Genomic DNA, 11,013 nt, shown 5'->3' with positions numbered 1-11,013 from the left:
TAATAAAGGAGCATCTTTTTGCCTCATCCATTTAAAACCTTTTATAACGGTCGCTTTCTGGTTCCAGACTTCTGCATTACAAGCAGATAATTGCCCTCCATTTGCAAATGATGTTTCCATGGCTGGATAAAGATGGCGATCAATCACTGTGACTTGGTAACCTAATTGAGATAATTCATAGGCTGAAGTAACCCCTGTGATTCCTGCACCAATCACAATAACATGTGGCATAACAGACTCCTCTGAAATGCAAAAACATTTCATCAGTACAGCCCATCTGTCATTTGTACCTGAGAGTTTCGACCTAAATACTACCTTTTAGTATTTCGATCTTCCCCTTCGGTGAGTTTATGACTTATAAGTTTTTATTTTCCATGCTTATAAATCTTAAGCTGCTCTCCAGATTTTTTAATTATTACAGTCCTTTTGCCTGAGAGTTTCCGGGCCTGTTGCTCCTTCGGCGGGTTCTTAAGAACCTCTCTCCCGCAATAATTTTGTATTTATATAAGCAATGTATCTGCCACTTTTAAAAAAACGCATTCTTTTCTTGTAAACTTTTGTACAACCCACCAAAAAAAACACGCAAATTTTTGATTTAATTATAAAAAAGGTAAATTATAAGAATTCACCTTTTGGTATTCATTAGAGCTTTCCATTAAGCACTTGGTCCGAAACGGTACCTTTCCATTGCTCCCGCAAGGTTGGCAAATAAAATTTCTCGCCTATTGTGAACAGTTCAGCATCAATGAGTGCATGAATTTCGTGCATAAAAATATAATCCAATGCAACTAGTGAAAGTTGATGATTTTTTTGTGCTACTTTTTTACGTTTCGCTTGAGCTTGTTTGATCAACTCGTTTGCAAAATTTTTATCTTTATAAGCGGTAATGGCATTTAAACGAAGCTCAATCACACCCCAACCTGCCAATAACTTTTTGAAGATTTCAAAGTCTTTTGAGGTTGATTCCCAAGTTACATTTTCCAGATCATTATCTTCAGGTAAAACAGGTAATAATAAATCACCAGTACTTGGAAAAATCTTTTTAAGATTTAACAGAAATTTAACAGGCTGATCACTTGGGTAATCATTAAATTGCACATGTTGTTGAGTATCTGTTAAATAAATAGAGAGCATTCAAAAAAATCCTTAACTAAACGACTGTTTTTCATAATTAATTTAAAAATTGCAAGAACGAAAGCAATTAAAAAATAATATAAAAACAGGATAAGGTGGGCATTTTAACAATTATGGCAGCTTATTCAACACCAAGTTGGTTTGATAAAGCTTAATAATGAATAATTACAACCTAGAAACTTGCAAATAAATCTTATACAACTTTGAAAATTAAAAATATGTATATTTTAGATATATTATTTTTTAGTTTACTGTTAAATTTAGTGTTATAATACAGTGATTTACTCACTTTCATCTGGGCTTCCAAAGAAATGAATAGATTACAATTAATTTTATTAGTTTTAAGTACTGCTACTTTTTCTCCTTTTGTATTTTCTGAAACAACTATCTCCCCAACCAAATATGAATTTTATGGACAAGAGTCAAAACGCCATAAGAGTATGCTTGAGGTAAATAATAGTTCAGATCATAAAATTAACGAATCACAACACAATCCTTTCCGCTCTGATTCAAACAAACAAAACGTAGATTTTTTTGAGATTGCAAAACACTACCAAGACGAGCAACCACAAAACACTTATTCTCACTCTCCCGACCATACTGTAAATATGAGTGATCATGAACGAAGTCTCTATTACATTAGAAATCATGACAATATGGGTCTTCAAAGAGATGTTCGTTATCAACAATATAGATCATTAAAACAACAATATGATAAAGGTGTCATTTCTCGTGATGAATATAAAAATAAAGTTTACAAAATCTCAAGATAAGCTTATCTATATTGAAGCCTTCTTTTAAAAAGGAGGCTTCTACAGTTAATTTTGATATAGATTGTTAAAAATATTTTAAATAACAAAGATTCATAGTAAACAAACAATAAAAAGTAAACAGTTTTAGCTTTTAAAACGCGCCACACTACTCAAATCTTCTCTACGAATAAAGGAGATAGCAATGAAGATTCGCGCTTCACGTACCTATTCAACTTATTCAAATAATTATTTTATTTCTAAAGAGTATGAATGCAGTGTTATTCCGGTAAAAGGAATGTGCTTTACTGATCTTGGTTTGACCGAAAATGGTGTGATTCAGCCAGTAGAAATTAATGAGGTCACTATAGATCCAGCATCTAATTCTTATCATATTCTTTTAGCTAAAGACTCACATGAATATACAAAAGAAGAATTAAAAAGAAAGTTTGAAGAGATGAAAGCTAATGGCTGGGAATATATAGAAGATCTATTGGTATAGCTCTAATTTTTAATAAATAACTTAGGGTAAATGAATGGCCCTAACTTTAACATCTTAAGCATAATAGCCATCAGTAGTTAAGAGTTTGTAAAATCGCTACAAAATATACTGCTGATGGCTATTGTTAAATCGCTTATTTACTATTTGGCGAAACCATTTTTTCAGGTTTAACCACTTCATCAAATTGCTCTGCTGTAACAAGTCCTAGCTCTACAGCAACTTGTTTTAAAGTTTTATTCTCTTTATAAGCAGTTTTCGCCACTTTTGCAGAGTTTTCATAACCAATAACCGGATTTAATGCCGTAACTAACATAAGAGAATTATGCAAGAAATGATCAATTTTCTCACGATTTGGCTCAATCCCTACTGCACAGTGATCATTAAAACTATTACATGCATCACCAAGCAACTGAATAGATTGCAGTAAGTTATAAGCAATCACTGGCATAAATACATTGAGCTCGAAGTTACCCGAAGCACCAGCGACATTAATAGTGGTATCGTTGCCAAGTACTTGAGCAACAACCATGGTCATTGCTTCACTTTGAGTCGGGTTCACTTTACCTGGCATGATACTTGAACCAGGTTCATTTTCAGGAATACGGATTTCGCCGAAGCCGCAACGTGGACCACTTGCTAACCAACGAATATCATTGGCAATCTTGTTCAAGCTTACCGCTAGAGTTTTTAATGCGCCTGATGCAAAAACAGCAGCATCACGTCCTGCAAGTGCTTCAAATTTATTAGGAGCGGTAACAAATGGCAAACCCGTTAAAGCTGCAAGCTGAGCTGCTGCCTTAACAGCATAGTCAGGATGAGCATTTAACCCAGTTCCTACCGCTGTGCCACCTAATGGTAACTCATACAGACCACTTAAAGCTTGCTGTAAACGTACTAAACCATGCTCGAGCTGAGAAACATAACCGCTAAACTCTTGGCCAAGTGTCAGTGGCGTCGCGTCTTGTAAATGGGTACGGCCAATTTTAACAATATCTTGAAATTCGTCCGACTTTTTTTGCAAAGTCGCTTTAAGCTGTTCTACAGCAGGGATCAGTAATTCATTAATTTGCAAACTTGCCGCAACATGAATAGCCGTTGGGAATGAGTCATTAGTAGATTGTGCGCGGTTAACATGGTCGTTTGGATGTACCGGCTTTTGTGCTCCGAGCGCTTGGCCTAGCTTTTGATTTGCAATATTTGCAATCACCTCATTACAGTTCATATTACTTTGCGTACCAGAACCTGTTTGCCAAACCACAAGTGGAAACTGAGAGTCCCATTTCCCTGCAATCACTTCCTCAGCTGCCCCCACAATATATTGGCTCAAATCTTGTGGTAACTGGCCTAACTCTGCATTGGTTATTGCCGCTGCTTTTTTTACCAAGCCCATCGCTCGAATCATGGCACGGGGTAAACGCTCCTGCCCGATTTTAAAGTTCTGTAAGCTACGTTGGGTTTGTGCACCCCACAGCGCTTCATTCGGAACTTCAATCTCACCCATTGTGTCATGTTCAATTCGTGTTTGCATAGAAACCTCGGTTATCTGGTTAAAGAACTCACGGGCTGAAGCAATTTATGCTTTGGCTAGTTAATTTTAGTATCGTACTCAAGCATTCCATTATTGTAAATAAGAATCATTATCTTATCTTCCATTTAATGTATTTTGATAAAATCTCCATTCATCTTCAATCATTTGTTTTAAAGTTCGCTTAGGTGCCCATTGTAATAAAGTTTTTGCTTTTCCTATATTTGCACCAATCTGTGCTAACTCTTCATGCTTATAAATCGCAGATTGTGTCGGAATTTCGGCTTGGGTAACCTGTGAAATTTCATCTAATAATTGACGAATCGAATGCACTTGCTCATGAGCAATATTAAAAGCTTCACAGCAATGGCTTTGATCACGTAACCAATGTAAAGTTGAGCTTACTGCCTCACATACATCTAATACATGTAAAAAGCTACGTTCTACGGTATGGTCCTCGGTAGAAGATTGATCCTGTAACTCAATTAAATCACGTTGCATCGCTGCAACTTGCATGGCAAGCGGTACAATATTTTTAGGGAGCTGTGCTACATACTCGCCTAATACGCCATGCTCAAAAGCACCTACAATATTTGATAGACGTAAAATTGCAATTTTCCATTCATGATCAATTTTGTAAGTATCACGGATGATTTCTTCAATCATCTGTTGCGACTTAATATAAGGGTTAGGATAAGCATAGTTGAAATCATCTGTTTCGCTTAACTGTGAACCAGATTTTCCATAGACTGCCAAACTAGATAAATGAATAAAATGACGGACGCCTGTACGTTGCATTGCACGCAATAGGCTCATGATACAACTGACATTATCATTATAATATTCAAGCGGTTTTAAATTAGACTCTTCAATAGATTTAAAACCAGCCGTATGAATGACTGCATCAATTGAGTACTGTTCAAATACTTTGTTCAATGCAGGCGTGTTACGTACATCAAGTTTAACAAACGGAACGTACATACCAGAGATGTATTCTAACCGCTCAAGCGTTTGCAAGGTCGAGTTAGCCAAATTATCGACAAGAACCACTTCTTGGCCTTGAGCCATGAGACTCAATGCAATATGTGAACCGATAAAGCCTAAACCACCTGTCACTAAAATCATTGTATACTTACCTTTCTCTTAATGTATCTACGCCCATTTAGACGTATGACCATAGTGAATTCTCAATGAGTACATTACTACTAATAACCTCTGCTCCTACTTCGATCCATGCTTGGCATGCGCTGGGCCTAGCTCAGGCACTCAAAAGTAAAAATGAAGACTTTCGTGTATTCTTTTACCAAGATGGCGTTCAAGTTGCGAATGATTTTCAGTGGGTTCCTGACGACCAGCGTAATTTAACGCATGAATGGCAAAAGCTCGCGATCAGACTTCCTGTTTGCGTTAGCGCTGCTCTTGCACGCGGGATTACCGATGCAGAAAATGCGAGTCGCCATCAACTTAGTCATCACAACCTAGCGAACAACTTTGAGTTGGTTGGTCTAGGTGAACTTGCTGATGCAGTACAGTCAGCCTCTCGTCTTCTTCAATTTTAAGTTACTTTGTTAACTTAGATTGTTGCTTTTAAAAGGTATATTGTGTGAAAACTGTACTCGTTATTTTGACCCAAGCCAATCTAACCAGCCTACAAGTCAATGAAAGCCTCGCCGCTACTATGGTTTTAGCAACCTTTGGCTCACCAGTCAAAGTATTATTAAAAGATGCGGCTCTTAGTCTTTTACAAAATGAACGTAACTTTGACCAATTGCAGCATGCTTTTAAAATTGCTTCAAACATGGTGGATAGCTTTGAGTTTTATGACTTAAGTCCAATCCTTATTGAAGCCAAAAACAAACAGCATCCATTTGTTCAAAACAGCGAGCAGGAACTAGAATTTGTTCAGTTAGATACTGAACTCATCCAGTCTTTCGATCATGTCTTATATTGGTAGATAAAGGTGTAATTTTAATGACGCAATCAACTCTTTATCTTGTGCAAGCTTCTTATCACCATACTCCTCGCATTATTGAAGAACTTGCAAAGCTATTTCATAAAGATGATCAAATTGTTTTTATGGGTGACTCAACTGCTCAACTTTCGGTAAATATTTGTCAGCAGTTTGGCTCAGTTTCTTGTTTGTCTCATGAAAAAGATTTAATTGATGCAGAAACCTTGGCTCACGTTAAGGTATTGAACTATGACCAGTTTGCGGATCTGGTTTTACAATTTAATCGTTGCATTTCTTTGAAATAATATAGTTAGGCTCATTTTTATGAATTTAGAATTAGATCAAGATGGTCATTTAGTCGACTATACGATTTGGAATCCCGAGGTAGCACAGGAACTCGCCAAATCTCTCGATCTTGAATTAACAGATTGGCATTTTGAAGTTTTAGCTGCGGTTCGCCAATTTTATCAGCAATTTGGGCATTCTCCTGCAACACGTCCTTTGATTAAGTTTTTAATGAAAACCGTCAGTCCAGATATTAATAATGCTGTTTTACAGCAAAAATTTAATACCGGTTTAGTTGCTCGCCATCTCAGTCGCTTGGCAGGTATTCCTAAACCGGCAAATTGTTTATAGATTTTTATGCGAATTTTTTAGCGGCAGCGACACATAAAATTGTTACTGCCGTTACCATTAACATCGACCAACTTACGTGTTCATGTAATAAAAGTGCGGCAATCGCAAGACCCATTAAAGGCTGTAAAAGCTGTAGCTGGCTAATTGCAGCAATACCACCTTGTGCAAGTCCTTTGTACCAAAAAAAGAACCCTATGAGCATACTAAATAAAGATACGTAAACCAGCCCTGCTACCGCTGATGTAGATACATCTTGAAAGGAAACGGGCATATAAAAAAGAGTAGCAAGCAGCATAATCGGTAAAGCTAAAATAAGCGCCCAACAGATCACCTGCCATCCACCTATTTTTTTCGAAAGTACTCCGCCTTCTGCATAACCAAATCCACATAGAATAATTGCAATAAGCATGTATAAATCGCCGATGCCAAAAGCAGCTTCACCCGATAAGAAAAACATATAAGTAAAAACAATCAGACTGCCTAAAATTGCAAATATCCAAAAAAATAAATTTGGTTTTTCTCCACCTCTCACTACTGCAAATATGGCAGTAGCGAGCGGTAGAAGGCTAACAAAGACAATCGAGTGGGCTGCGTTCATATACTGTAGAGCAAGCGCAGTAAATAAGGGAAAACCAACTACAACGCCTAAAGCCACAATAGCGAGTGGCCACCAATCTTGTTTAGCAGGCTTTTTTTCCTTAAGCAAAAAGATAAGAATTAAACCCAAAACTCCTGCAATGACAGCTCTTGCTGCTGTTAGAAAACCAGGCTCAAAACCTGTTACCGCAACACGGGTAGCCGGTAATGAACCGGCAAAAATTGCAACCCCAATAAAACCATTCACCCAACCGTTCATAAACTTTTGCATATTATTCTCCGCAACTATACGAAGAATTTAAGCTGTGATATGGTGTCAAAACCAGATACAAAGCAGTACAATTTAAAAAAACTGTTATGTATAAGTAAACAGTACAGTTAGAGATAATTAGTGTGAACCAGACCAAAACAAAAATCGAGTTTGTTATTTCACAGATTGAACAACAAATTAAGAATCGTTCTTTAACTCCAGGAACTCGACTTCCCTCTGTACGTAAACTAGCCAAAGATTTAGGTTTTTCTGTTTCTACCATTGTCGAAGCTTATGAGCGATTAATTGCCCTAGGTAAAATTGAATCACGTAGTGGTTCCGGCTTTTATGTAGTGGCACCACTTGCACCTTTAGCCTTAAGTGAATTAGGACCCAAATTAGATCGCTCTATAGATCCGTTATGGATTTCACGCCAGTCTTTAGAAGCAGAACCTAATGCGTTTAAACCCGGTTGTGGTTGGTTACCAAATGATTGGATGCCACTTGAAAGTATCCGCAAAGCATTAAGGTCAGCCACACGTAGCGAAGACGATAGTTTATTGGGTTATTCTTCACCGTTGGGGCTGTCCGCATTAAGAGATCTACTGGCTAGACGGGCACAAAGTAAAGGTATAGAGGCAAACCTTAATCAAGTTCTTCTAACCGATTCAGGCACTCAAGCTATTGATCTGGTTTGTCGTTTTTTACTTAAACCAGATGATGTAGTCCTAATTGATGACCCTTGCTACTTTAACTTTCATGCTCTACTTAAAGTTCATCAAGTTAAAGTTGTTGGTATTCCCTACACTCCAAATGGCCCGGACTTAGAGGCATTTAAAGAAGCTATCGAGAGCTATAACCCTCGGCTTTATATTACAAATTCCGGAGTACACAACCCAACTGGTGCAACACTCTCACTCTCGACAGCTCATCAATTATTAAAGTTGATTGATCAGTCTAATTTAATTGTGATTGAAGACGATATCTTCTCAGATTTTGAATATACTCCCGCTCCACGACTTGCAGCCCTAGACAACCTTTCACGCGTGATTTTTATTGGAAGTTTCTCTAAAACGCTCTCTGCTTCTATTCGCTGCGGCTATATTATTGCGAAACCAGAATGGATTGATCAAATTACCGATTTAAAAATAGCCACCAGCTTTTCTCACAATGGACTCTCAGCCAAGATTTTACACACAGCTTTAACCGATGGTTCATACCGTAAGCATCTAGATTTATTAAAAGTTCGTTTAGCTCAAGCCATGCAAGAAACAATCGCGAAGCTTAAATCGATTGGGATAGAACCGTGGATTGAGCCCAAGGCCGGAATTTTTGTGTGGTGTCGTCTACCGGAAGGTGTAGATGCAGCGAAGATTGCTCAGTTTTGCCTGAATCGGCAAGTGATTCTCGCCCCGGGTAATGCCTTTAGCCAAGCACAATCGGCAGGTCAATTTATCCGTTTTAATATTACACAATCAAATCATGATTATATTTATAAGACTCTTGCAGAAGCGCTTCTACAAGAGTCATTAGAGAAACAAGTTTAAGCCTGTTTTTGCTTTTGTTCCATATAAGCAAAATAGCCCGGCCCAGCAGAAACCTGAACTTGTTTTGCATGTAATGGTTCACGACATACTGAACACACCATAACAGGTTCAAATTTATGTCCACATGCTTTGTGACGATATTCCAAAGGTTTACCTAAACCTTGGTCCATCCATTTATCTGCCCAGTTCGCCATAGATAAGATAATTGGATAAAGCTCAAAGCCTTTATCCGTGAGACGATATTCAAAGCGTTCCTGACGGTCAAAATAAGGCGCTTTCACTAAAATTTCGTATTCAACCAACCGTTTTAAGCGATCAGAAAGGACATGACGAGTGACACCTAATGATTTTTGAAAGTCATCAAAACGACGAATTCCCATAAAAGCATTACGTAATATTAGCATCGTCCATCGATCACCAATCACTGATAGCATACGGGCAACAGAACAAGGCTGATCACCGATGTCATCCCATTTCATCTTTATGCTTTCCTCAATATAAAACTGGCCTACTTGCCTTATTATTTATACCCTAAACCACTTAATATGTTATATGCAATATTCAGCTTAGAAATAAGTTTTTAGTATATTTATAAAGGTTATTTTTTAAAATAACAGTCACTAAAAATAGTTATAAAATATAATTAATCCATCAGTATGGATTAATTATATACAGCTTATTTATAAGTTAATTTGAAATAAAGAGTCCCTTTAGCACAGTTCCTGATGCTAGTTTTGTATTTGCAGGAATACGGACTAAACTATTGGCTTGCATAAGGTTACTCAGCATATGGGACTGCTGCTTGGCCAAACTTTTTACTTTAAGTTGCCCTGCATCAAAATAAGCATACATTCGTAAAAAACGCTCACGTGCATCTTCTTTTAAATCATGCTCTAAAATTGCGGTAAACCATTCTGGTCCCTGTCTATTGCCCTGCAATGCATCAAGCAAAGATTTACCGTAAACTTGCATTGCGACATATACCGCAGCCGGATTGCCCGGCAAACCTAGCAAATAGCAAGAATGGATAGCTTGTGAATTATGGTATTCGGCAAAGAATAAAGGTTTACCCGGTTTTTGTTTAACTTTCCAAAAGATTTGTTCAAATCCAACTTCGAAAGCACAGGGCCGAACAAAGTCGTAGTCTCCTACCGAAACTCCGCCAGTCGTTATAACAACATCATGGCTGTCTTTTAGTTGGTTAAAGTAATGGGTGACCTGATCTGCTTCATCTGCCACATGAATGAGTTCAACATCTAAACCATAATCTTCAAACCAAGCTTTTAGTAATGGACCATTTGCATCAAAGACTTTTCCATCGATTAAATCTTTTGCCGTTTGAGCAACTTCATCACCTGTGACTAAAACTGCAACTTTTGGTCTACGATAAACAGTAAGTTCTTGTACACCTGCCATACTTAAAGCAGCCAAGCTTCCAATATTTAGAAACTGTCCTACTTGAGCAAGTAACTGCCCTTGCTGGATTTCTTCACCAGTAAAACGGATATCAGCTTGAGGGCGTATATGCTCCGTTAAACAAATTTCTTGAGCCGAAATAACCGATACGATTTCTTGCCGTGCTACATGCGTTGTCCCTTCAGGAATTTTGCCGCCCGTAAATATACGAGTCGCCTGACCTTCACCAAGTATGTCATGGCTCTCGCTTCCGGCACGAATCTCACCTGTGACTTGGAACTTTTGATTATTTAAATCTTCTGCATGGCTACAAAGTGCATAACCGTCTACCGCACTTTGAGAAAAACTTGGTAAATTAATTTCAGAGTAAATATCTTTGGCAAGATAACTACTTAGGCTATTTATTAGAGTCTTTTGAATAGAGCTTAAGTTTTTAGGCTTATTAATAACTAAATCTAGCGCTTCATCTATACTGATTAATCCACGCTCAGCACCACAACCTGACATTATTCATAGCCTCCTGGATGTGGTAAATCACGGCAAACATCAAAAATATGGACTAATGCGGGTAAAATAGCGGCCATTGATTCGCTTGCTCCACCACGGCTTCCCGGTAACGTCACTACTAACGAACGGTCAATAAACCCGGCTACTCCGCGTGACATAGCAGCGTATGGCGTGCGTTTTTGTCCAAATGAGCGAGCAG

The 11,013-nt window shown here is 37.9% G+C and carries 14 protein-coding genes, 1 pseudogene and 1 riboswitch; of the genes and pseudogenes, 7 read left to right on the top strand and 8 right to left on the bottom strand.

The window, feature by feature from the left end:
* The coding region (locus C1642_RS19450; protein WP_228153887.1) for an FAD-dependent oxidoreductase at positions 1-231 on the bottom strand (231 nt) is incomplete at its 3' end.
* Positions 232-408: 177 nt separating this feature from the next.
* A riboswitch (glycine riboswitch) is annotated at positions 409-496 on the bottom strand.
* Between the two features lie 146 nt (positions 497-642).
* Complete coding sequence (locus C1642_RS13660; RefSeq protein ID WP_000949167.1) at positions 643-1,134, bottom strand: hypothetical protein; 492 nt, start codon at positions 1,132-1,134, stop codon at positions 643-645.
* Positions 1,135-1,445: 311 nt separating this feature from the next.
* Here C1642_RS13660 and C1642_RS13650 point away from each other — a divergent pair, with 311 nt between their 5' ends.
* Positions 1,446-1,907, top strand: coding sequence for a hypothetical protein (locus tag C1642_RS13650; protein ID WP_032018375.1), 462 nt, complete (start codon positions 1,446-1,448; stop codon positions 1,905-1,907).
* 181 nt (positions 1,908-2,088) lie between these two features.
* Positions 2,089-2,385, top strand: a complete 297-nt coding sequence (locus C1642_RS13645; protein WP_000701849.1) for a hypothetical protein — start codon at positions 2,089-2,091, stop codon at positions 2,383-2,385.
* A gap of 133 nt (positions 2,386-2,518) precedes the next feature.
* Here C1642_RS13645 and fumC read toward each other — a convergent pair whose 3' ends face one another.
* Together fumC and galE are read right to left on the bottom strand one after the other, a co-directional pair.
* Positions 2,519-3,913, bottom strand: coding sequence for a class II fumarate hydratase (gene fumC / locus C1642_RS13640; RefSeq protein ID WP_001194768.1), 1,395 nt, complete (start codon positions 3,911-3,913; stop codon positions 2,519-2,521).
* 114 nt (positions 3,914-4,027) lie between these two features.
* Positions 4,028-5,035 carry a UDP-glucose 4-epimerase GalE gene (galE, locus tag C1642_RS13635; RefSeq protein WP_000604788.1) on the bottom strand — a complete coding sequence of 336 codons (1,008 nt, stop codon included), beginning with the start codon at positions 5,033-5,035 and terminating at the stop codon, positions 4,028-4,030.
* Positions 5,036-5,100: 65 nt separating this feature from the next.
* Between galE and tusD the strand changes: the two genes are divergently transcribed.
* The 4 genes from tusD to C1642_RS13615 are packed head-to-tail and all read left to right on the top strand — an operon-like array spanning position 5,101 to position 6,497.
* The gene (gene tusD / locus C1642_RS13630; protein WP_000105718.1) at positions 5,101-5,469 is read left to right on the top strand and encodes a sulfurtransferase complex subunit TusD; all 369 of its coding nucleotides are present in this window, start codon (positions 5,101-5,103) and stop codon (positions 5,467-5,469) included.
* 44 nt (positions 5,470-5,513) lie between these two features.
* A complete protein-coding gene (locus tag C1642_RS13625) occupies positions 5,514-5,864 on the top strand; it encodes a hypothetical protein (RefSeq protein WP_000859778.1) in 351 nt (116 codons plus the stop codon).
* Between the two features lie 17 nt (positions 5,865-5,881).
* The gene (locus C1642_RS13620) at positions 5,882-6,166 is read left to right on the top strand and encodes a hypothetical protein (RefSeq protein WP_000194628.1); all 285 of its coding nucleotides are present in this window, start codon (positions 5,882-5,884) and stop codon (positions 6,164-6,166) included.
* Positions 6,167-6,185: 19 nt separating this feature from the next.
* Positions 6,186-6,497, top strand: a complete 312-nt coding sequence (locus tag C1642_RS13615) for a TusE/DsrC/DsvC family sulfur relay protein (RefSeq protein ID WP_001047539.1) — start codon at positions 6,186-6,188, stop codon at positions 6,495-6,497.
* Positions 6,498-6,501: 4 nt separating this feature from the next.
* Here the strand turns inward: C1642_RS13615 and C1642_RS13610 are convergent, their stop codons facing one another.
* A complete protein-coding gene (locus C1642_RS13610; protein WP_016653974.1) occupies positions 6,502-7,365 on the bottom strand; it encodes a DMT family transporter in 864 nt (287 codons plus the stop codon).
* 122 nt (positions 7,366-7,487) lie between these two features.
* Between C1642_RS13610 and C1642_RS13605 the strand changes: the two genes are divergently transcribed.
* On the top strand, positions 7,488-8,891 hold the full coding sequence (locus tag C1642_RS13605) for a PLP-dependent aminotransferase family protein (protein WP_103236448.1): 1,404 nt from the start codon (positions 7,488-7,490) through the stop codon (positions 8,889-8,891).
* On the opposite strand, the gene C1642_RS13600 is transcribed toward C1642_RS13605, so the two are convergent.
* From C1642_RS13600 to C1642_RS13590, 3 genes and pseudogenes are all read right to left on the bottom strand, one after another.
* Positions 8,888-9,370, bottom strand: a complete 483-nt coding sequence (locus C1642_RS13600) for a winged helix-turn-helix transcriptional regulator (protein WP_000870671.1) — start codon at positions 9,368-9,370, stop codon at positions 8,888-8,890. The two genes, C1642_RS13605 and C1642_RS13600, sit on opposite strands and share 4 nt — an antisense overlap.
* Before the next feature lie 208 nt (positions 9,371-9,578).
* Positions 9,579-10,814: a molybdopterin molybdotransferase MoeA gene (locus C1642_RS13595; protein ID WP_103236447.1), complete on the bottom strand. Its 1,236-nt coding sequence runs from the start codon at positions 10,812-10,814 to the stop codon at positions 9,579-9,581.
* Positions 10,814-11,013, bottom strand: a pseudogene (locus tag C1642_RS13590) (bifunctional molybdenum cofactor biosynthesis protein MoaC/MoaB); the annotation flags it as partial. The gene C1642_RS13595 and the pseudogene C1642_RS13590, both read right to left, overlap by 1 nt.

The organism is Acinetobacter sp. AKBS16 (assembly GCF_002899995.1).
Classification (GTDB): Bacteria; Pseudomonadota; Gammaproteobacteria; order Pseudomonadales; family Moraxellaceae; genus Acinetobacter; species Acinetobacter baumannii.
This window is presented reverse-complemented; position numbering and strand designations above follow the sequence as displayed.